Raw genomic sequence first — 22,776 nt, forward strand, 5'->3', positions numbered from 1 at the left:
TACATGAAGGTTGCTATCTACGGTCAAACGTATTATGATAACTCGGTAGATTATGTAGTGCAACTACTTGATGAACTTCAAAAAGTAGCTGCAAATGTTTTTATAGAGCGTGATTTCTACAACCTCTTATGTGATCAGAAAGGAGTTAAAGGCTACGGAACTTTTACCGACAAGGAAGGTCTTGATTCATCTTTTGATATGTTCGTCAGTTTTGGTGGTGATGGCACTATGTTGAGGGCGGCTACTTACGTTGGTAAACTGGGTATTCCGATGGTAGGGGTGAATACCGGTAGGCTAGGTTTTTTGTCTACCTTTAAAAAAGAAGATGTAAAAAGAGTCGTAGATGAATTCGTAAAGGGTGACTATCATATAGTAGAGCGCAGTGCGGTCGAGGTAGTTTCTCCAGACCCGATTTCGGAATTTGGTATGCTCAACTTTGCTTTGAATGAAATAACGGTAAGTAGAAAAGATACTACTTCGATGATTTCGGTTGAAACATACCTTAATGATGAGTATTTGACCAACTATTGGGCAGATGGACTCATAATTTCTACGCCTACCGGGTCTACAGGGTATTCGCTGAGTTGTGGTGGCCCCGTAATCGAGCCCACTGCAAAATCACTGGTATTGACTCCTATAGCACCGCATAATTTAAATGCAAGGCCTTTGGTGGTCTCCGACGATACCATCATACGATTAAAAGTTTCAGGAAGGGAAGAGAATCACCTATTATCGTTAGATTCGAGAATCGCTTCCTTGGAAAACGGAAGGGAGATAATTGTGAAAAAAGCCGATTTTTCGATACGAATGATAGAATATACTTCAGAAAGCTTCTTGAAAACGCTTCGAAACAAACTCCTATGGGGGCAAGACAGGCGCAATTGAAGCGGATCGAAGCAATAAAAAATGCTAAAAGCTGTTTATCAAAAAGAGAACAGGAATATAACAATGAAATAGGCCAAACGGCTGAAATTGCTATATTTGCAAACTTTTAGAATCTATGGGAAGATGTGTCATCGCCATTCTTATTTTTAGCTGCTTTACCATGAGCGCACAAACTTATGAAATAGGATTGTTTGTAGGAGGAGCCAATAATATTGGTGATGTTGGGAGAACGAATTTTATTCTCCCGTCAGATTTGGCGTTCGGCGGACTTTTTAAATGGAATAAAAGTCAACGTTACGCCTGGCGCGCCAGTATGATTTACGGAAAATTCACGGCAGACGACTCAAAATCGAGTATTTCATCAAGAAAACAAAGGGGGTATGCCATGGATAATTCTATTTTAGAAATGTCAGCTGGTATAGAATTTAATTTTGTTGAATATAATTTGCATAAATTAGGCCCAGCATTTACACCTTATTTATATACCGGTGTTACCTATTTTAGATATGATTATAATTATTTTGATGCAGGTGTCTTTCGACAGCTTAATCAAAGAGACGGTTCTTTTGCTATCCCAATGACAGTGGGTGCCAAAATGAGGTTGAACCAGTTTTTGATACTAGGGGCCGAAATAGGGGCGAGGTATACATTTACCGATAATTTAGATGCGAGCAATCCTGAGAAGTCAAACGTCAACGATCAGTTGGATGTTGCTTTTGGGAATATTTTTAGTGATGATTGGTATGTATTTTCAGGAGTTACGTTGACCTATACATTTGGCAGAAAACCCTGCTCCGATTGTTTTGAGTAAAGCACATGGACACGATAGAGGATATAAAGAATAAAAGTTTGCCACGACACCTTGCCATAATTATGGATGGAAATGGTAGGTGGGCCAAACAGCGAGGGAAACTCCGGGTTTTTGGTCATGAAAATGGCGTCCATACCGTGCGGAATACAGTTGAGAACTGCGTGAAATTGGGGTTGGAGTATCTAACACTATACACATTTTCCACTGAGAATTGGAAGCGTCCAAAGATTGAAGTTGATACTTTAATGAGATTATTGGTTTCCTCATTGAAAAAGGAACTCCCTACCTTCAATGATAACAATGTGAGACTCAACACGATAGGTGACATAGCCTCCTTGCCCAAAAAAGCTCATAAAGAATTGCTGGAAGTGATGGAGAAGACTGGTAAAAATACTGGAATGACCCTGACATTGGCATTGAGTTATGGGGCGCGAGAGGAGCTGAAAAATGCAATAAAGGAGATAAGTATCAAAGTTAAAAATAATATAATTTCTCCTGAAAATATTGATGAAACCATTATTAATACTCATCTTTACACGCACGATTTGCCTGATGTAGATTTGCTCATACGCACCAGTGGTGAACATCGGATCAGTAATTTTTTACTGTGGCAGATAGCATATGCAGAATTATATTTTATAGATGTGTTTTGGCCCGATTTTAAAGAGCATCATTTGTTGGAGGCCATTAAAAATTACCAGAACAGAGAAAGAAGATTTGGAAAAACCAGCGAACAACTCAAATAGCGGCATGAAAATGTCCTTGTCACTAGGACTTTTATTTACCTTCCTACTAAATTTTACGACAACTACCCTAACTGCACAGGAGGTTTCCTATGACGACGGTAAAAAGTATATCTTGGGGGGCTTAGAGGTAACTGGCCTTCAGAGCTATAATGAACAGACGGTAAAAACCTATACCGGACTTAGGGAAGGTCAGCCGATTACTATTCCAGGCGACGAGATTAGTGAAATCATAAAAAAGTTATGGGGGTTGGAACTTTTTACCTCTATTGACTTTTACTACCATGTCGAAGATAATGATAAGGTCTTTTTAGAACTTAGGATATTCGAACGCCCCACACTTTCGAAAGTTACTTTGAACGGAGTGAAAAAGGGCAAGATCGATGGTATTCTTGAAGACACCGACCTTAAGAAAGGAAAGAAGATTACCGAAAGTCTTATTGCCAATACCAAGAACTACTTGCAGAATAAATACAAAAAGCAAGGTTTTTTAAACACCAAGGTGAATATCGCGACAGCCAAGGATACTACCGGTACCAATACCCAGAGTATGGTCGTGAATGTTGATAAAGGTGATAAGGTCAAAATCAAGCACATTATTTTTGAGGGTAATGAGGAATTATCGGATAAAAAGCTGGCAAAGGCCTTAAAGAAGACCAAAAAGAAGAAAATTTATCGTTTTTGGAAGAAATCGAAATATATCGAAGATGATTACGAAAACGATTTGACGCTTTTAATCGATAAATATGCCGAAAACGGATACCGCGATGCACGTGTCGTTTCAGATACTATCATAGAAGTTGATGATAATAATATAGATTTAAAGATTGCGGTCGAAGAGGGAGACAAATATTATTTCGGTGATATAGATTTCGTTGGTAATACGGTTTACAGTGATCGACAGTTGAGCAGGGTGTTGGGTATTAAGAAAGGTGACACTTATAATGGGGTATTGATGCGCGAACGAATTGCCGATGAAAAACCCGATGCACAAGATTTAACCAATTTATATCAGAATAACGGTTATCTCTTTTCAAGTATTAATCCTATTGAGATTTCTGCTGAGAACGACACCATAAATTTTGAGATACGCATTATTGAAGGTAAAGAGACCTTTTTGGATCATATCACGGTTCATGGTAACGATAAAACGAATGACCATGTTATTTTTAGGGAATTGCGCACACGGCCCGGTCAACGATACGATAAATCGAACATCATTCGTAGTATTCGTGAATTGGGGCAGTTGGGCTTTTTTGATGCGGAGCAAATAGTGCCCGATGTTCAAAATCCAGATCCTAATGCGGGTACGGTTGATATTGCTTATAACTTAGTAGAATCTGGTTCTAGTCAAATAGAGTTGCAGGGCGGTTATGGCGGCGGCGGCTTTATAGGTACGCTGGGGCTTTCCTTTAGCAATTTTTCGATGCAGAATTTGTTCAAGGGAGAAGCATACAAGCCGGTGCCTATGGGAGATGGCCAAAGTTTTGCTTTACGTCTTCAAGCGAGTCGATCATTTAGGGTGTATAGCCTGAACTTTTCGGAACCCTGGTTGGGCGGTAAGAAACCGGTTCGGTTTAATTTATCATTGTCTCGAACCCAACAATTTGGAACCTCGTACACCAACACCGGAAGAATTGACGTCGATAAGGATCGTGGCTTTTCTATAACAGGTGTTTCTCTAGGTTTGGCCAAGAAAGTTTTATGGCCCGATGATTATTTTGTTGTTCAACATGCCTTGGGGTATCAGTTATATGAGTTCAATAATTACTATACGGGACTGTTTAATTTCGGAAACGGTGCTTCCAATGCATTGACCTATACGTTTGGTATAACAAGAAACTCGCAATTGGGAGGTCGTATTTTTCCTAGAGGAGGCTCTAACTTTGAAATTACCGCCAAACTAACTCCACCGTATTCACTTTTTAGCAATAAAGATTTCGAGGCACTGCGTGATCGTAGTGAAGAATTGACACCTGTCGTTTTTGCCCAGGGCAATGCAGATACGGCCGAAAGAAGAGAATTGGAAGCGGTCGATGGCGAACGTTTCAATTGGTTGGAATATTATAAGATTAAGTTTAAAGGCGACTGGTACACTACCTTGGTAAAAGACTTGGTGTTGCGAAGTAACACGGAATTCGGTTTTCTAGGTAATTATAATAACGACGTAGGTGATGTGCCTTTTGAACGCTTTTTTGTTGGTGGTGATGGTTTAGGTAACTTCACATTGGATGGAAGGGATGTCGTACAGTTAAGAGGTTATGAGAACCAATCCCTGACCCCTGTAGACCCCTTGACAGGAAGACAAGAAGGCGGTTTGGTATACAATAAATTTTCATTGGAATTAAGATACCCATTAACACTGAAGCCCTCTGCTTCTATTTACGGACTGGCTTTTTTAGAAGGTGGTAATGCCTTCAACAATTTTCAAGACTTTAATCCGTTTCAAATAAAACGATCGGCTGGAGTGGGGCTACGTATTTTTATGCCAGCTTTTGGGCTACTTGGTATTGACTTTGGCTATGGCTTTGATCCAGATGCCTCGGGAACACCGGGTCCAAGTGGATGGCAAACACACTTCATTATTGGCCAGCAGTTTTAATTTAAGAGTCGTGCAATGAGCTAATCGGTTCATTTTAAATTATTTATTAATTTTGGCACGATATTTTCTTTAGGATAAAACGAATAGTAAAATGAAGTCAAAAGTAAAAGTTCTTGTTATTCTGACCGCAGTGTTGTTCGCTGCAAACGTTCATGCGCAACGTGGCGTTCGAATCGGCTATGTCGATATGGAATATATTCTTGAAAATGTTGAAGAATATAGAGACGCTGGTGAGCAGTTGGAAGCGAAGGTGCAAAAGTGGAAGGTCGAGATTGAGCAAATGCAGAGCGACGTAGAACAAATGAAGAAAGATTTGATGGCCGAGAAGGTGCTGTTGACCGATGAATTGATAAGTGAGCGCGAAGAGGAAATTGATATAATGGAGAAGGAAATGTTGGAATACCAGCAAGACCGTTTTGGCCCACAAGGAGATTTGGTGTTGCAAAAGCGTCGGTTGATCCAGCCGATACAAGATCAAGTTTTCAATGAGGTTCAAAAAATTGGTGCCAATAAAAAATATGATTTTATTTTTGATAAATCGGCGGATGTTGTAATGTTGTATTCTGAAAAAAGGCACGATATAAGTGACTTGATTCTCAGAGGTATTGCAAGAACAAGAAAAGTTAGTCAACCAAGGAAGAAAGCCGACTCTAGAAGTCGTTTAGATAATTTTGAGGAAGAGCCTGATGAAGATGTTATAAGTGATGCGCTCAAAGAGCGGCAGCAAAAGGCTGCAGAGGCAATAGAAGAGCGCGTTAAATCAACAGAAGAGAAAAGAGCCGAACAGTTAAAGCTAAGGGAAGAACGAAAAAAAGCGTATGAAGCCCGTAGAACAAAACTTTTAGAAGAGCGTGAAGCTAAAAAGAAAGAGAAGCTCGAAGAGCGCGGAGCGAGTACAGAAGATGAAAATTAATTATAAAGAGAGCCTGTCGGTTGAACAGGATTAGAAATGAATTAACCAAAACGAGAATACATCAACCAAAAATTAACACTAAAATATTTTTAACAAAAAATCATGAAGAAAGTAAAGAAAATAGCCGTTGCCCTAGTATTATTCGTAGCCGCTACTGGTTTTGTAAATGCACAAAGCAAAGTTGCCCATATCGATGTGACAAAATTATTAGCGGCAATGCCAGAGATGAAGTCGGCCGAAGCTGAACTTAAGAAATTGCAAGAAACTTATGGTGCCGATATCGAGAGTTCTATGACCGAATTACGTAACAAGGTAACACTATATCAGAACGAGGCTCCCTCTAAAACTCCAGAGGAGAATGAAAAGAGAGCTCAAGAGCTTCAAGGTTTCGAAAAAAATATCGGTGAGGCAGAACAGGCAGCTCGTCAAGAGCTTCAGAAAAAGCAAGGTGAATTGTTCGCCCCTATTTCTGCAAAGGCAAAAGCGGCTATCGAAAAGGTCGCTGCGGCTCAAGGGTTTGACTATGTTGTCGATGCCCAGCCCGGTGGAGGTTTGATCGTTGCTAACGGTAAAGATCTTTTGCCTGACGTGAAGAAAGAATTGGGACTTTAGTAAAGTTCTCTTAAAAAATAAAAAAGACCGCTCAATGCTTTGAGCGGTCTTTTTTTATGCCAACAACTTGCTGTTTCTTCCTGCATTTCAAAGTAACCTGAGTCTTTCACTCGGTCATTGGAATTGTTACAGGTGCAATAGTAGTTGAAACTAATTACTGGCTAACGGTATGGTGTTTAAATCAGCTTCCTTCTCATATTTTTCCAGCGTAATTTTCTGATGAACTTTCCTTGGTCTTTTGAGGTTAAAAATCTTTTTTTTGCCTTTTCCGCAACAAAATAACCCTCCATATTATCTAGAAAGGCATGTCCCTTTTTCTGTTTCCATGCCATTTTTAAAGACGCGATCAAAGTTATTGTAAGCCCATATCTCATGCGGTACATGGCTTCCCCTTGCAACAGCTTAGCTTCTTTGTTATACGCTGCACCAGTGGCCCGCAAGTGTTTTACTTTTAAGGTGTCATCGGTAAAAATATCGAATCCATGATATTGTGCCAACAATTCGTCAACAGTATCCCATCCCATGGCATTCTTGAGCCCTCCAATTGATTTGAAACAGTTTTTTGAATAAGCCTTAAATGCTCCACGTACATGATCTTTGTTCATCGGGTGGTTTAACTGCCACGTTCCGCCTGAGTCTTTTTCGTAAATAAAACCTCCGGCAATACCCACTTCAGGATGTCCTTTGAAGATGTAGGCGATACGTTCAAAATAATAATCGGGTAAGATGATATCTGCATCCAACTTTACCAAAAAATCATAGTCCTCATCCAGTAATTGTAAGCCTTTACCAAAAGCGGTGATGACTTTACTGCCGGGCATATGTGCTTCCGAAGAAGTGGTATTCAGTTTTTGAATAATAGGGCTCAAAGTTAGAAATTCATCAATAATTGCTTCTGTGGTATCTGTAGAATTGTCGTTGACTACAATAACTTTTTTGGGTTGTAAAGTCTGTCGCAATACGGAATTCAGGGTATCTGCCAAGAAGGCCTCTTCGTTATGTGCCGGAATGACTATATAAAAGTCCATATCATTCAAGTGTCAATTGGTAAATGCCAAATTGGAATTCCTTATTAATCTTTTTTCCGCGTGGCGTAAACAATATAATATCTCGGCGTAAAACTACGCAGTAAGGGGCGTATTCCTATTTTTTTAACCGGGTTCGTCCACTTGGCTCGGTCTTTTATGACCCATCCAGACTTCTCTAATAGCCAATCGAATTGCCAATCTTCAAACTCGTGGTAATGTCGGTCCCAAGGGTCGGTCTTGCTTTTGTAAGCCGGTGAAAACCATAACTTCAATGGAATACTTGCTACTAATTTGTCCCCTTTTATTTCCCGTAACACATTGAAAGGTGCCAATAAGTGTTCGAAAATTTCAAAGGCCGTAATAACTTGGGCATTTGATTGGATTACTGTGGAAAAATCAATATCTAAATCTTCACCTTTGGTGTTTTCGACTGCATATCCCTGTTCTTCCAATATTTTCGAAAAAGGATTCTCAACCCCCAAATCGAGAATAGTCTCATCTTTGGAAATATGTTTTTGAAAGAAAGCCAATGTGTGTTGGAACCTTTTGCTCGGAAATGTATTTTCGTACATGCTATCTCAATATCTGTAAACCATCGCATTGACGTTCATTCCTGCGCCAACACTGGCAAAGATAACCACATCTCCTTTTTTGATACTGTGATTTTCTAATTTTCCACGCTTTACCATGTCGAAGAGCGTAGGTATCGTAGCCACCGAACTATTTCCCAATTTTTCTATGCTCATGGGCATGATACCGGCTGGCATGTCAAGTGCATACAATTTATAAAAACGTTTGACAATTGCCTCATCCATTTTTTCGTTGGCCTGATGAATGATTACTTTTTTTACTTGTTCAATCGGAATGCCGGCAGAATCTAGGCAATCTTTCATTCCTTGGGGTACGTGCGTCAAAGCAAACTCATAGATTTTTCGACCATACATTTTTATATACCGTGTATCATTTTGGGATGATTCGCGATACGAAGGCCCGAAAAATAAATAATTTGCTTCTCCGTTGGCGTAGGTAGCTGAATTATGGGCTAAAATCGCACCTTCATCGTCGGTTTCCGCAATAATGGCCGCACCGGCCCCATCGCTATAGATCATAGAATCTCGATCGTTTTGGTCAACGACCCGCGATAGTGCTTCCGCACCGATAACCAAACACTTTTTGGCTATTCCACTTTTGATAAATGCGTTTGCCTGTATAACACCCTCGATCCAACCTGGGCAGCCAAATAATATATCATACGCTACGCACTTCGGGTTTTTTATTTCGAGATGATGTTTGACCCGTGTCGCCAAAGTAGGCACGGTATCTGCTTGGGATTTTCCAAAAGGAACGTCGCCAAAGTTGTGTGCAAAAATGATATAATCTAACTCTTCCTTATCGATATTTGCATCGGCAATCGCTTTTTCTGCCGCAAAAAAGGCAAGGTCGGAAGTGTTTTGATGGTTTTTTGCATATCTTCTTTCACCGATGCCCGTTATCGATTTGAACTTCTCTATAATCACGGCATTGGGTTGCGGGATAGGGGAGCCATCGGCCTTAAAAAAGTCATGTTTTGCGAAGTCGCTGTTTTCAATAATTTGGGAAGGAACATAACAACCCGTTCCTATTATTCCAATATTCATGGTATTCATGTTTTGTTACTTACAAGATATCGAAACGTTTTATAAATACGATTTCTATGGCGCCACGAATATGATGTTCATAGGAAAAGGAGAGGTAAATAAATTCTTACCAAAGAACGGTTGATAACTTCTTATAGCCCGAAATTATTATAACCTTTCTATTTTCTATGCCTCTACATAGGCTTCTATGGGCGCGCAAGTACAAATTAAATTACGGTCTCCATAGGCGTCATCTACACGACGTACCGAGGGCCAAAATTTGTTTTCTGAGACATAAGGCAACGGAAAGGCGGCTTTTTGTCTTGAATAGGGAAAGTCCCAGGCGTCGTTAGTTAGCATAGCTAATGTGTGCGGGGCATTTTTTAAAACGTTGTTCGGCTCATCGGCCGAAGCGGCGTCGATTTCTTCACGAATGGAAAGTATTGCATTGCAAAAACGGTCTAGTTCAGCCAAGCTTTCACTCTCGGTAGGTTCGATCATGAGCGTTCCTGCTACCGGAAAAGAAACCGTGGGCGCATGAAAACCATAGTCCATCAATCGTTTCGCAATATCGGATACTTCAATACCATTCTTTTTAAACGGCCTGCAATCGATAATCATTTCATGTGCGGCCCGACCTTGCTCACCGGTATAGAGTACATCGAATTTTCCGCTTAGACGTTGCTTGATGTAATTGGCATTTAAAATGGCAATTTTAGTGGATCGGGTTAGCCCGCTTTCCCCTAGCATCTTAATATATCCATAGGAAATCAAACAAACCAAAGCACTGCCCCAAGGAGCTGCGGAAATTGCAGAAATTGCTTTTTCGCCTCCAGTTCTTATAACGGGGTTTCCGGGTAGAAATGGGGCCAATTGTTTGGCTACGCAAATAGGGCCTACACCTGGTCCGCCACCACCATGAGGAATGGCAAAGGTTTTGTGCAGGTTTAGGTGGCAAACATCCGCACCTATCGTGGCCGGGTTTGTGAGTCCGACCTGGGCGTTCATATTTGCACCATCCATATATACTTGTCCGCCATTGTCGTGAATCAACTGTGTAACCTCTTTTATGGAAGATTCAAAAACCCCATGGGTCGAGGGGTAAGTTACCATTAAGGCGGCTAGATTATCTTTATGAAGTATTGCCTTTTCCCTCAAATCGGTAACATCAATATTGCCCCTTTCGTCCGTCTTCGTCACTACGACCTTCATGCCGGCCATAACGGCTGATGCAGGATTCGTGCCGTGTGCCGATGCAGGAATGATACAGATGTTCCGGTGCCCATCGTTTCTCGATTCGTGATAGGCTCGAATGGTCATCAAACCTGCATATTCGCCTTGCGCACCGGAGTTGGGTTGCAATGAAGTCGCTGCAAACCCTGTTATGGTCGTCAGGTCCTTTTCCAATCCCTTCAACATGGTTTGATATCCTTTAGCTTGATCAATGGGCACAAAAGGATGGATCTTGCCCCAATGGGGCATGCTCAAGGGCAACATCTCGGAAGCGGCATTTAATTTCATTGTGCACGATCCCAACGAAATCATGGAATGATTTAAGGCAAGATCTTTACGTTCCAGTTTTTTGACATAACGCATGAATTCTGTCTCTGAATGATAGGAATTGAAAACCTCATTCTCTAAATAAGGCGATAAACGTAGCATAGCGCCCGAAATGATAGGTTCATCTAGTAGGCTATCTATTTGTAAAGGTGGTTTGTTCGAAGCTTCGGCAAAAACAGTAACAATTTGTTCAAGGTCTTTTAGCGAGGTCGCTTCGTTGACAGAAATTGAAATTGTTTTTTCATCCACATATAAAAAATTCACCTGATGACTCTCTGCTATAGGTCGAATGACATGTGCATCGGCCTTTATGAGGATGGTATCAAAATATGCGTTGTTCAACTGCTGGAATCCCAATTGCTCTAACTTGTTGGCAAGTGTAATGGCGGTTTTATTTACTTTTTTGGCAATGTAGCGCAATCCTGAAGGGCCATGGTAGACGGCATACATTCCGGCCATGACGGCCAATAAAACTTGGGCAGTACAAATATTTGAAGTCGCTTTGTCTCGCTTGATATGTTGTTCACGGGTTTGAAGAGCCATTCGCAGGGCGGGATTTCCATCCGTATCTTTTGTTACACCAATTATTCTACCGGGAATATTTCTTTTATATTCTTCTTTTGTGGCAAAAAATGCAGCATGGGGGCCTCCATATCCCAAAGGAATACCGAACCGCTGCGTGGTACCGACAACAACATCTACACCGAATTCACCGGGAGGGGTTAGTAAAACAAGACTTAAAATATCGGCTGAAACGGCAACCTTAATGTCGTTTTCCTTAGCTTGAGCTACAAAATCGGCGTAGTCATATACTTCACCATATTTTCCGGGGTATTGTAGTAAAACACCATAAAAATCAGATGTGAAAGTGAATTCGTTGTGGTTGCCAATAACCAACTCGATGCCCAACGGCAGGGATCGGGTCTCTAAAAGTGACAGGGTCTGGGGCAGCACTTCTTCCGACACAAAAAATTTAACGACATTGTCTTTTTTCTGTTGCCTGCTGCGTACATCGAAAAGCATGGTCATGGCTTCTGCAGCCGCTGTACTTTCGTCTAATAACGACGCATTGGCAAGTTCCATTGCCGTAAGGTCGCATATCATGGTCTGAAAGTTCAATAGAGCTTCTAATCGCCCTTGCGCTATTTCGGCTTGATAGGGAGTATAGGCGGTGTACCAACCGGGGTTTTCAAGAATATTTCTTTTTATGGCCGATGGTATTAAACATTCATGATAACCGAGACCTATATATGATCGAAAAAGTTTGTTTTTTAGGGATAACTCCTGAATATGAGCCAGAAATTTGTGCTCGCTCATCGCATCTGATAGGTCGAGCGACTCTTTGAGTCGAATATCATGAGGAATCGTCTCGTTGATGAGTTGTTCCAAATTATCGACACCAATCGTCGCTAACATATGTTGAAGATCTTCTTCTTTGATGCCGATATGGCGCGTTGCAAATACGTCCGTTCTCATAAATAATGCTGTTGTCTTAAAATAAACGTGAACAAAATTAGTTATTAATTCTCGTAATATAGATACCTTAGAACGGTCTAAAGGATAAAGTTTTTAACCAAAAGGGAAGGTTATAAACACTCCACGTCTTTTATTTGATGAAGAAACTAAAGCATTTTTTTGATTTTTACATTGACGCCAGTATACATGTCGCTTTGGCGGTTTATTCATTGCTATGGGTTTCTGCCAACTTTTTGAATATCACGGTTGATTATTATTTGTTCGGCTTTGCCTTTTTCGGGACCATTGCTTGCTACAATTTCATGAAGTATGGCGTCGAGGCCGAAAAATATATACTAGTAGCCAGCCGTTACCATAAAACCATTCAATTTTTTAGTTTACTCTGTTTGGGTGTCGCTTTGTATCTCGCCTTCTTTCTACATTATGACGTTTTGCTGGTTTTGGGAGTTCTCTCATTATTAATCGGACTTTACGCACTGCCCGTTTTACCCGGCATCAAAAATTTAAGAAGCTTTGGTGGTCTTAAAATTTTTCCAGTAGCTCTGGTGTGGGCTGGTACTACTGTGCTTTTGCCCGTGTTGGAGGCTAAGATGAATATTTCTTGGGATGTAGTTATAGAACTAATACAACGATTTATTTTGGTTTTAATATTAGTCGTGCCCTTCGAAATTAGGGATTTAAAATTTGATGCGCCCGAAATGAATACGTTGCCTCAACGATACGGCGTAGCAAGAACTAAAATTTTTGGGGCTTTCGGGACCTTGCCTTTTTTCTTTTTGACACTCTTAAAAGATGATCTGAGTCAGCTTGAGATAATAAGCAGAGGTGTTATGTTCTTGGTTTTGGGAAGCATGATGTTCATTACACAAAGAAACCAATCGAAGTATTTTGCATCTTTCTGGGTGGAGGGGATACCGATTTTTTGGGGAATTCTAGTGTGGGGCCTGTCTAAAGTACTTTAAACTTTGTTATTTAATTCATTCTTCATTTTAAGTTTTTCACTTTCTGTAAGGCTATGCAAATTTGCTTTTTCGCACAATGAAGTTAGCTGCGTATTTTTTTTGGAAAATACTGAACACGTTTTACAAACTAATAAGTGAAACTTTAGCTGAATTTTTTCTTTAAGGCTGGCTTCTTTGTACTGCATCTTATCGCAGATTATTGCGGCTTTTTCACAAGAAATCATATTTTAAACCAATTTTGATTAAGGCACCCCATCAAGGCAGCCCTTGCCCTGTGGATCATCACCCAAAGGTTAGACGGGTTAATGCCGAGTTCATTACAAATATCTTCAGTGCTCATACCTTGAACCGTCTTCATTGTAAAGACTAACGATTGTTTCTTGGGTAATTTCGATATGCAATCGTGTATGGCTTCCCCTAACTCTTCGTTTTCAATGGCATTGTTTTCAAAAGTGCTAAAAGGGTCGGCTACTTGTTCTTCCAGCCAATCACCTTCCGCCTCAGTGTGGTTGCTATAACCCATTCGTACTTCAGCCTTACCTTTTTTTGAATTTATTTTGCGATAGTAGTCTATAACCTTGCGCTTTAGAATGGCAATGAGCCAAGTGCGTTCGGCTGCATCACCTTTATAATTTTTGGCAGATTTCAATCCGGCAAAAAAAGTTTCTTGCACCAAGTCTTTAGCGATTTCTACATCGTTGACCCTTGCTATTGCATAATTGAAAAGGTAGTCTGCGTATAGGTCTACCCAAGTATCCGGTTTTAGCTGATGCACTGGTATGCTGTTTTTTAGTATTATCAAAAGTAGGTGAATTTTAATTAAACTTCGTTTTGAATTTTTGCAGAAAGTGGTGTTGAATAAATATTATTTTACTTATATAATTTTTAAAATTCTGACTGTGAATCAATTATGTTGTCATTAATGGTGGCTTTTAATATGATAGTAAATCTTTGTTTCTGAGAAAAAAGAAGACTATGATACAACTCTTTTATAATCTTATGTTATTTTCCTGATAAGTACTTGTCAGTCTCAAAGTACGTCAAAACCTATCACAGAATTCTCACAAAAAGATTGGGAAAATGAGATTTTGCAGAATGTGCTTACACTTTGAGAATTTACAGAGGCACATTTGAAAAATGGTATCAACATTAATTGCTTCTATAACGATTTGAGAAAGCAGGGGGAGGGGTGATAAAAAACGGTTCGTGTATATTGTAAAAAAGGATAGCGGCCCACGTTCTCGATGCTTTGGGTGATACAGTTTTCGTGAAGTTCTTGGGCGCTATTGGGCCCTGCCAAAAAATGAATGTATATAGATATTGACTGCGGACTATAATAATTTAAGCGCGACTTCTTGCCAGTTGTTAACGCGCTCGAAACCATTGGAGTTTACATTATGCGGCGAAGTGAACAAAAGTGACCTTCCTTCAAAGCTTTCCAGATTATAACTTCTGTCATCGATTAAAATATCACCTTTAAGAATGTGCTTGTGGCCGCAGAGGATTCGGTTTTGCCAGGGTACGAAAGGAAAATGCTCATCAAGCCATTCCGATTTCTCAATCAATGAATTGGGAAATTGCATTGCAGCAGAAGCAATGAACAGCTCATATTTTTTTGAAAGTTCCTTTAAGACCTCTTTGCTGTCGGCGATTGGTTCAAGGTTACGAAAAAAACCGACGTTAGTCGCATGTTGTCGAACACTGTTTTGACGCTCAACAGGAACTTTTTGCCAAACTTCGCTACCCATGCAGATATCATGTGTTAGGGATTCTTGGTAGTCACGGTTGTAAATTTCAATGTGAGCGCCGTACGTGTCGGCCATCACTTCGTCCATGTCAACAAATAAAGTCATGAATATCGATTTTCTGCGAAGTACGTAAAAAAGAATCTACGTATGAAACGCATTTTTAAGAATTAAAGATTTGATAAATAGTAAAAGCTATAAAAATTATCGCGATAATCGAAACTGTCAAATTTTAGTACTTGACAGACCCGTTGTCTAGGTTTGATATTATCCAACTTTTTTGATGAGTCCTGCCCGTTCTAGAAGGGGTTCTATTTTAGGTTCGGCACCCCTAAAACGCTTGTATAATTCCATTGGATTTTCAGTACCTCCTTTCGAGAGTACGTTATCTTTAAATTTTGTTGCGACTTCGCGGTTGAAAATCCCTTTTTCCTTGAAATACGCAAAGGCATCGGCATCTAAAACTTCAGCCCATTTGTAACTGTAATAGCCTGAGGCATAACCTCCTTGGAAAATATGGGAAAAAGCTGTACTCATGCAAGTTTTCTTGGTTTGAGGATATAAATTAGTGCCTTCAAAAGCTTTATCTTCATATGCTTTTACATCGGTGATAGGTGTTGGGTCAGTACCATGCCATGCCATATCCAACAGCCCAAAACTTAGTTGGCGCAAGGTTTGCATACCTTCTTGAAATGTGGCGGATTCTTTTATTTTTTGAACCAAATCCATAGGTATTAATGCACCGGTTTCGTAATGCGTGGCAAAAAGTTCCAAGGCTTCTTTTTCATAGCACCAGTTCTCTAAAATTTGACTTGGGAGTTCAACAAAGTCCCAGTAGACGGAAGTGCCTGAGAGACCAGGGTAGATGGTGTTGGCCAACATACCATGAAGTCCGTGCCCAAATTCATGAAATAAAGTGGTGACCTCATTAAAAGTCAATAAAGAAGGTTTGCTCTCGGTGGGTTTGGTGAAATTACATACGTTAGAGATATGTGGGCGAACATTTTCTCCGTTGCGTACATATTGAGATTTAAAGGAGGTCATCCATGCACCACCACGCTTCCCGGCCCTGGGATGGAAATCGGCATAGAACAAGGAAACCAGATTTTTATCCTCATCATAGATACGGTACGTTTTTACGTCTTTGTGATACGTATCGACATCATAAACTTCCTCAAATTGGAGACCATATAATTTTTCGGCCACTTTGAACACGCCGTCAATTACGTTTTCCAATTTAAAATAAGGCTTCAGTTTTTCGTCGTCAAGTTCGAACAATTTCTGCTTCAGTTTTTCGGAGTAATACGCGCCGTCCCATTTTTCCAAGCGGTCTATAGCGTCCAATTCCTTTGCGAAATCTTCTAGTTGTTTGAATTCCTTTTCGGCAGCTGGTTTTGCCTTTTCTAAAAGTTCGCTTAGAAAAGCATGCACTTTTTCCGGAGTTTCGGCCATACGTTCTTCCAAAACAAAATGGGCATGGGTCTTATATCCTAAAAGATTGGCCCTTTCGTGCCGAAGGTTGGCAATTCTTAGAACATTTGCCTGATTGTCTAAATCATCATTATGAAAACCTTTACTTCCGAAAGCCATAGAAAGGTCTTTGCGTAGCGCCCGGTTTTTGGCATATTTCATAAAGGGTATATAACTCGGGTAATCTAGAGTTATCAACCAGCCCTCTTTGTTCTTTGATTTGGCCAGTTGAGCGGCTGCTTCCTTTTCCCCTTCCGGCAATCCTTCCAAATCTTTCTCATCGGTAAGATGCATTTCAAACTTGTTGGTCTCGGCCAAGACGTTTTCGCCGAATTTCAGTTTCAACTTTGAAAGTTCGGCATCTATTTCGCGTAGGCGTTTCTTTTTGTCTTCCGCCAAATTAGCGCCGTTTCTACTAAAGCTTTTATATTTTTTGTCGAGCAGCGTATCTTGTTCGGTGGTCAGCTCAAGGGTATCTCGCTTGTCATAAACGGTCTTGACCCTTTTGAACAAGGCTTCATTTAGGGTAATATCGTTGCTGAACTCTGAAAGTAAGGGTGAAACTTCTTGGGCAATTTTTTGTATTTCTTCATTCGTCTCCGCCGAATTTAAATTAAAGAATACACTTGAAATACGGTCTAATTGTTGTCCTGAGAAATCAAGTGCTTCAATAGTATTCTCAAAAGTGGGAGCTTCTGAATTTTCGGTAATAAGGTCAATTTCTTTTCTAGCGTCGGCCATGGCGGCGAGAAAAGCAGGCTTGAAATGTTCATTTTTTATTTTTGAGAACGGGGCGGTATCGAATGGAGTCAATAAGGGATTCATATATTTTCTTGATAATTAATGGTCGCTGTACTTGTTACGGGCGACTCAGTTCTAATTAATTGGAGTTAACGGTGGGTTAAGAGTTACCTTTGTATGCTATCTATTTCTTTTCGGAGTTCGTTACTCGTTTTTTAGTGATTTAGCGCCTTGAATAACTTTTTCTTTCAAACTTTCTTTGTAGGAGATTATTCGCTCTAGTACTTCACTATCGGAACTGCCGATAATTTGAGCCGCCAAGATTCCTGCATTTTTTGCTCCGTTTAACGCAACGGTAGCCACGGGAACGCCACCTGGCATCTGAAGGATCGAAAGAATAGAGTCCCAGCCATCAATAGAGTTGCTGCTTTTAACAGGAACACCGATAACGGGGAGTGGAGACATTGATGCGACCATTCCGGGTAAGTGGGCCGCACCTCCTGCACCGGCAATGATAACGGCATACCCTTTTTTATGGGCATTTTTGCTGAAATCGAAAAGTTTTTCAGGAGTACGGTGCGCGGAAACGATGTCGACGTCTACGGCAATATTGAATTCCTTCAAGATGTCAACGGCTTCCTGCATTACGGGAAGGTCGCTGGTGCTGCCCATTACTATCGCTACTTTGTTCATAAAATTCTAAATTTTTCCGTTGAAATCCAATCCCAATACTTTGATGTTAAGATTGGTCTTTCTGATTTACTTGCTGATTACTTTAATTGTTTCTTTTACCATTTGTGCAATTTCTCTAGCTTTTGCAATATCTTGGTTTACAATCGTCACGTGACCCATTTTACGGAAAGGACGGGTCTGTCTTTTGCCGTAAATATGAGGCGTGACCCCTTCCAATTTCAAGATGTCTTCCATGTGTTCATAAACCACATCTCCGGTATACCCTTCGGCACCCACCAAATTCACCATGATTCCGGCCACTTTACTATCTGTGCAACCCAAGGGCAATCCTAATATGGCGCGCAAATGCTGTTCGAATTGGTTAGTGTAGCTCGCTTCAATGCTATAATGACCGCTGTTATGAGGTCTGGGGGCCACTTCGTTCACCAAAATTTTATCGTCTTGAGTTTGAAACATTTCTACTGCCAATAGACCTACATGTTGAATTTTTTCCGATACTTTTAGGGCTATTTCCTGAGCCTTTTGGGCAACTTTGGGCTCAATACGAGCCGGGCAGATGACGTATTCCACCTGATTGGCCTCCGGGTGAAATTCCATTTCGACCACGGGATAGGTTTTTATTTCGCCGCTCACGCTTCGAGACACGATTACCGCTAGTTCGTTCTTGAAGGGAATTAGGTCTTCAGCAATACATTCCCCGGTTGGCAAACCTTCTAGGTCTTCCAGTTTTCGAACGACTTTGACGCCTTGCCCGTCATAACCGAATCTCGCGGCTTTCCAAATAAAAGGAAAATGGAGTCCGCCATTGGCGATACTGTCTTCGATTTCGCTTTTGTAGGCGAAACGATGGAAGTCGGCCGTAGGTATACCGTTGTCGATATAAAAAAGTTTTTGTTTCGCTTTATTCTGTATGATGCGCAAGGCCTTGGTCGGTGGGTACACTTTTTTACCTTCGTCTTCAAGTTTCTCGAGTGCATCCAGATTTACATTTTCAATCTCGATAGTGAGCACATCAACGTCGTTGGCAAAGTTGTATACCGCATCGAAATCAAGCAAATCACCTATTACAAAGGTGTTGCAGGCTATTTTACAGGGGGCTTCGCTAGAGGCATCCATTACCTTGGTTTGAATATCCCATTTTCGAGTTTCTTGCAAAAGCATTTTGCCTAACTGCCCGCCACCTAAGATTCCTAGCTTAAAATCGGAAGAAAAATATGACATTGTGTTTTTTTTAGTCCAGCTGTGGGACACACCACAAAAATACACCGAATTCTTAAAACGAGTCCCGTAGGCGTAAAAAAGAGAAATCAAAATGTTATATTTGGCATCCTGTTAAAATTTTACCATTGATAAAATTACACGACAAGTATTTTGAACCCTATCTGACCGAAGAGCAGATTGCAACGGCCGTTAAAAAAATTGCCGATGAAATTGCCGCTGACTATAAAGATCAAGTTCCGATTTTTGTGGGAGTGCTTAATGGTGCCTTTGCCTTCGTGTCCGATTTTTTAAAGCATTATCAACATCCGTGTGAGGTATCATTTATAAAGTTGAGCTCGTATCAAGGTTTGACTTCTACGGGTATTGTCGAAACTCTACTTGACGTTTCAGAGGATATTGAGGGGAGAAGTCTTATAATTCTGGAGGATGTTATCGATACTGGCAGAACACTTCAAGAATTGGTGCACCTTTTTTCACATAAGAATATCAAGGAATTTAAGGTGGCCACACTTTTTTATAAGTCAGCAATATACAATGGGGAATATACCATCGACTATTTTGGTATGGATATACCCGATAAATTTATAGTGGGTTACGGACTCGATTACAACGAACTGGGGCGTAACCTACGTGCAATTTACCAATTAAACCAATCGCATATGATCAATCTTGTGCTGTTCGGTAAGCCGGGCGCCGGAAAAGGCACCCAAGCCGAATTTTTAAAGGAAAAGTATAATTTAAAACACATTTCTACTGGTGATGTGTTCCGTTACAATATTAAGAACGGAACCGAACTCGGAAAGCTGGCCAAGTCGTACATCGACAAAGGTGATTTGGTGCCTGATGAGGTTACCATAAAAATGCTTCGCGATGAGGTCGAAAAGAACCCGGATGCCAGCGGTTTTATATTTGATGGATTTCCTAGAACAGCGGCACAAGCCGAAGCTTTGGACAACTTGTTGGAGTCAAAAGATATGCAGATCGATGCCACAATTGCTTTAGAGGCTAACGATGAAATCTTGATACAACGTCTTTTAGAGCGCGGTAAAACTAGTGGTCGTAGTGACGACGTTGATGAGGCGAAAATCCGAAACCGATTTGATGAATATAGTCAAAAGACGGCTCCTTTGCGTGATTACTATGAGGCCCAAGGAAAGTTTCACGTCGTTAATGGTATAGGGGAAATAGATGAAATTACAGAGCGCCTGCATACCGTTATCAATCAGTTGCAAGAAGCTTAAGCCTCATTATTTATTTTGAATAGCGAATTTGAATAGCTTTTATGCTGTTCTGTTGCTACTTTCCACGTGGTTCGTATGCTCGAAGATTACCACGTTGGCACTGATGAATCTCGATTGATATTCGGTCGTTGGTCGTTTGAATTGTGTACTTTTACAATCTTAAGCGCTTAATTTTCTAAGAACAACATGACTGAAGGCAATTTTGTAGATTATGTAAAGGTATCTCTTTCTTCCGGTAAAGGAGGCAAAGGCTCAACACACTTACATCGTGAAAAATATATAACAAAAGGCGGACCTGATGGTGGCGATGGAGGGCGTGGAGGCCATATTATCTTTCGCGGAAACAAAAATTTATGGACACTCGTTCATTTTAAGTTCAAGAAACATTTTAAGGCAGGTCATGGTGAAAATGGTAGTAAAAACCGAAGTTCGGGCGGCGATGGCGATGATGTTTATGTCGATGTGCCTTTAGGTACTATCATCCGTGATGCAGAAAGCAACGAAATTTTATTGGAAATTACCGAAGATGGTGAGGAGAAAATGGTCATGGAGGGCGGTATGGGCGGCCGTGGCAACTGGCATTTTAGAACGGCTACCAATCAAACACCAAGATATGCCCAGCCCGGGGTGTCGGGACAAGAAAGAGAGGTTATACTAGAACTTAAGGTTTTGGCCGATGTGGGCTTGGTAGGGTTTCCAAATGCCGGAAAGTCGACATTACTTTCAGTAATCACCTCGGCTAAGCCTAAAATAGCAGATTATGAGTTTACAACATTAAAACCCAATTTAGGTATTGTAGAGTACCGAGACTTTCAGAGTTTCGTAATGGCCGATATTCCGGGTATTATTGAAGGTGCGGCCGAAGGCAAAGGCTTGGGACACTATTTTTTGCGACATATCGAACGCAATGCTACCCTGCTGTTCTTGATTCCTGCGGACAGTAACGATATTTCGAAGGAATATGAGATTTTGTTGGATGAGTTACGTAGATATAATCCTGAATTGTTGGATAAAGATCGACTGGTGGCCATTTCAAAATCAGACATGCTCGATGAAGAACTTATGGATGAGATGCGGGTCGAACTTGATAAAGATTTTTCAAGTGTGCCTTACATGTTTATTTCTTCTGTGGCCCAGCAGGGCATTCAAGAGTTAAAGGATAGGCTTTGGGCAATGCTCAATGACTCGCCTGATTAGACTTCTTTTCTCTGAACTGATCTTTTTTGTAATTTTAATTACTACAAAATCTGGAGAATGAGAACTTGGCTCTTAGTATTATTGATTCTCGGGGCGTGTAAGTCAAAACAAACGCTTGTCGAAGATGATCAGATCAAAGATGCGACTGCGGCTGAAGAATACTGCGTGCTTTCCAAACTCCCAAAGACCCTGAATTATGTTGATGAGATAAAGGTCCTCAAAGAAATTTATAAAGATACTATCGTTGCGTTGGAGAATTATTCAGTTGATGATGTTCGGTACGATGTAATATTTGATTTGAAGCAATCTTCTCATTCACTCTGGTTGATACAGCGTTATGGTAGCATGAAGGTTGATTCAATACTGCTCGAATCTTTGGAAGAAACCATTTCTGTGGAATCATATTTTGATGTGGAACAGTGTACTATTGAAAAAATGATAACTGAGTTCTATGAAAACGGAGACCCCAAAAGAGATTTCACGGAATTAATTAAACTAGCAAAATGAAACATAAGACACTTCTATTGGTGCTGTTTGCAGCCTTAACTTCATGTAACACCATTCGTGTCAACTACGATTACGATAAGGAAACCGATTTTACGAGCTATACGACCTATAACTATTATTCGGATATGAATACGGGGCTCAGCGAATTGGATGCCAAACGACTATTGCATGTGCTGGATGATGCTTTAAAATCTAAAGGTTTACGGTTTTCTTCCGAACCTGATTTTTTTGTGAATATTCAAAGTACCACTTTTCAGACGCCTAAAAAAAATACTGTAGGAGTAGGTGTTGGTGGTACCGGCCGGGGTGTAGGAGGCGGTGTTTCGGTAGGAATCCCTGTTGGTCGCCCTGATGTGTTTCGCGAAATTAGGTTCGATTTTGTCGATAGTCAAAAAGATATGTTATTCTGGCAAGCCATTAGCGAAAGTTCTTTTAAAGAGAATACTTCTCCGGATATTCGCGAAGAAAACCTTCGGCAGATTGTTAAAAAGGCATTGGCTAAATATCCACCAAAATAATTACTCCGTATTTTAGATTATGAATATCTCCTTCGTTTGCCGGATCTATAAACTTTAATGCTATCCTTTCAACAATATTTATGCTGATTATTGTTGCAAGTTCGGATAAGGCTGTTTGTGAAATTTTATCAGGAATAATAATTACTAACAAACCTCTATACTGCCTACATATTGCTCTGATTTTTTTCTAAAAACCAAATTGGCATAGAAAAATGGCGATTAGTTGATTCGGAAA

20 protein-coding genes are annotated in these 22,776 nt (G+C 40.5%); 11 read left to right on the forward strand and 9 right to left on the reverse strand.

The window, feature by feature from the left end; translation table 11 throughout:
- The first annotated feature begins 3 nt into the window (after nt 1-3).
- The 6 genes from BLS33_RS19875 to BLS33_RS19900 all read left to right on the forward strand — a co-directional run bounded on the left by BLS33_RS19875 (nt 4) and on the right by BLS33_RS19900 (nt 6,566).
- The gene (locus BLS33_RS19875) at nt 4-885 is read left to right on the forward strand and encodes an NAD kinase (RefSeq protein WP_089893930.1); all 882 of its coding nucleotides are present in this window, start codon (nt 4-6) and stop codon (nt 883-885) included.
- 115 nt (nt 886-1,000) lie between these two features.
- On the forward strand, nt 1,001-1,696 hold the full coding sequence (gene porG / locus BLS33_RS19880) for a type IX secretion system protein PorG (RefSeq protein WP_089893933.1): 696 nt from the start codon (nt 1,001-1,003) through the stop codon (nt 1,694-1,696).
- A 5-nt stretch (nt 1,697-1,701) separates the two neighbouring features.
- Nucleotides 1,702-2,442: an isoprenyl transferase gene (locus BLS33_RS19885; RefSeq protein WP_089893936.1), complete on the forward strand. Its 741-nt coding sequence runs from the start codon at nt 1,702-1,704 to the stop codon at nt 2,440-2,442.
- Nucleotides 2,443-2,446: 4 nt separating this feature from the next.
- Complete coding sequence (locus BLS33_RS19890) at nt 2,447-5,041, forward strand: BamA/OMP85 family outer membrane protein (protein WP_089893939.1); 2,595 nt, start codon at nt 2,447-2,449, stop codon at nt 5,039-5,041.
- A 91-nt stretch (nt 5,042-5,132) separates the two neighbouring features.
- Nucleotides 5,133-5,954, forward strand: a complete 822-nt coding sequence (locus tag BLS33_RS19895; RefSeq protein ID WP_089893942.1) for an OmpH/Skp family outer membrane protein — start codon at nt 5,133-5,135, stop codon at nt 5,952-5,954.
- Between the two features lie 102 nt (nt 5,955-6,056).
- A complete protein-coding gene (locus BLS33_RS19900; RefSeq protein WP_089893946.1) occupies nt 6,057-6,566 on the forward strand; it encodes an OmpH/Skp family outer membrane protein in 510 nt (169 codons plus the stop codon).
- Between the two features lie 176 nt (nt 6,567-6,742).
- On the opposite strand, the gene BLS33_RS19905 is transcribed toward BLS33_RS19900, so the two are convergent.
- The 4 genes from BLS33_RS19905 to gcvP form a co-directional block, all read right to left on the reverse strand.
- Nucleotides 6,743-7,594, reverse strand: coding sequence for a glycosyltransferase family 2 protein (locus BLS33_RS19905; RefSeq protein ID WP_089893948.1), 852 nt, complete (start codon nt 7,592-7,594; stop codon nt 6,743-6,745).
- Between the two features lie 44 nt (nt 7,595-7,638).
- The gene (locus BLS33_RS19910) at nt 7,639-8,166 is read right to left on the reverse strand and encodes a class I SAM-dependent methyltransferase (protein WP_089893951.1); all 528 of its coding nucleotides are present in this window, start codon (nt 8,164-8,166) and stop codon (nt 7,639-7,641) included.
- A 6-nt stretch (nt 8,167-8,172) separates the two neighbouring features.
- Complete coding sequence (locus BLS33_RS19915) at nt 8,173-9,231, reverse strand: 3-oxoacyl-ACP synthase III family protein (RefSeq protein ID WP_089894244.1); 1,059 nt, start codon at nt 9,229-9,231, stop codon at nt 8,173-8,175.
- Nucleotides 9,232-9,396: 165 nt separating this feature from the next.
- A complete protein-coding gene (gene gcvP, locus BLS33_RS19920; protein ID WP_089893954.1) occupies nt 9,397-12,246 on the reverse strand; it encodes an aminomethyl-transferring glycine dehydrogenase in 2,850 nt (949 codons plus the stop codon).
- Between the two features lie 137 nt (nt 12,247-12,383).
- Here gcvP and BLS33_RS19925 point away from each other — a divergent pair, with 137 nt between their 5' ends.
- On the forward strand, nt 12,384-13,208 hold the full coding sequence (locus BLS33_RS19925; RefSeq protein WP_089893957.1) for a UbiA prenyltransferase family protein: 825 nt from the start codon (nt 12,384-12,386) through the stop codon (nt 13,206-13,208).
- A gap of 220 nt (nt 13,209-13,428) precedes the next feature.
- Here BLS33_RS19925 and BLS33_RS19935 read toward each other — a convergent pair whose 3' ends face one another.
- From BLS33_RS19935 to BLS33_RS19955, 5 genes are all read right to left on the reverse strand, one after another.
- The gene (locus BLS33_RS19935) at nt 13,429-13,989 is read right to left on the reverse strand and encodes a sigma-70 family RNA polymerase sigma factor (RefSeq protein WP_089894247.1); all 561 of its coding nucleotides are present in this window, start codon (nt 13,987-13,989) and stop codon (nt 13,429-13,431) included.
- Between the two features lie 550 nt (nt 13,990-14,539).
- Nucleotides 14,540-15,061: a 5' nucleotidase, NT5C type gene (locus BLS33_RS19940; RefSeq protein ID WP_089893964.1), complete on the reverse strand. Its 522-nt coding sequence runs from the start codon at nt 15,059-15,061 to the stop codon at nt 14,540-14,542.
- Between the two features lie 159 nt (nt 15,062-15,220).
- On the reverse strand, nt 15,221-17,248 hold the full coding sequence (locus BLS33_RS19945) for a M3 family metallopeptidase (RefSeq protein ID WP_089893967.1): 2,028 nt from the start codon (nt 17,246-17,248) through the stop codon (nt 15,221-15,223).
- A gap of 120 nt (nt 17,249-17,368) precedes the next feature.
- The gene (gene purE / locus BLS33_RS19950; RefSeq protein ID WP_089893969.1) at nt 17,369-17,857 is read right to left on the reverse strand and encodes a 5-(carboxyamino)imidazole ribonucleotide mutase; all 489 of its coding nucleotides are present in this window, start codon (nt 17,855-17,857) and stop codon (nt 17,369-17,371) included.
- Nucleotides 17,858-17,923: 66 nt separating this feature from the next.
- Complete coding sequence (locus BLS33_RS19955) at nt 17,924-19,078, reverse strand: 5-(carboxyamino)imidazole ribonucleotide synthase (protein ID WP_089893971.1); 1,155 nt, start codon at nt 19,076-19,078, stop codon at nt 17,924-17,926.
- A gap of 125 nt (nt 19,079-19,203) precedes the next feature.
- On the opposite strand from BLS33_RS19955, the gene BLS33_RS19960 reads away from it, so the two are divergent.
- The 4 genes from BLS33_RS19960 to BLS33_RS19975 all read left to right on the forward strand — a co-directional run bounded on the left by BLS33_RS19960 (nt 19,204) and on the right by BLS33_RS19975 (nt 22,541).
- Nucleotides 19,204-20,319, forward strand: coding sequence for an adenylate kinase (locus BLS33_RS19960; protein ID WP_089893973.1), 1,116 nt, complete (start codon nt 19,204-19,206; stop codon nt 20,317-20,319).
- 186 nt (nt 20,320-20,505) lie between these two features.
- Nucleotides 20,506-21,516, forward strand: coding sequence for a GTPase ObgE (gene obgE / locus BLS33_RS19965; protein ID WP_089893975.1), 1,011 nt, complete (start codon nt 20,506-20,508; stop codon nt 21,514-21,516).
- A 57-nt stretch (nt 21,517-21,573) separates the two neighbouring features.
- A complete protein-coding gene (locus BLS33_RS19970) occupies nt 21,574-22,023 on the forward strand; it encodes a hypothetical protein (RefSeq protein WP_089893977.1) in 450 nt (149 codons plus the stop codon).
- Nucleotides 22,020-22,541 (forward strand): DUF4136 domain-containing protein, encoded by a 522-nt coding sequence (locus BLS33_RS19975; RefSeq protein WP_089893980.1) that lies wholly within the window; start codon nt 22,020-22,022, stop codon nt 22,539-22,541. Before BLS33_RS19970 ends, BLS33_RS19975 begins: the two co-directional genes overlap by 4 nt.
- Nucleotides 22,542-22,776 lie beyond the last annotated feature (235 nt).

It is taken from the genome of Kriegella aquimaris (assembly GCF_900103215.1).
In the GTDB taxonomy this organism is placed as follows: Bacteria; Bacteroidota; Bacteroidia; order Flavobacteriales; family Flavobacteriaceae; genus Kriegella; species Kriegella aquimaris.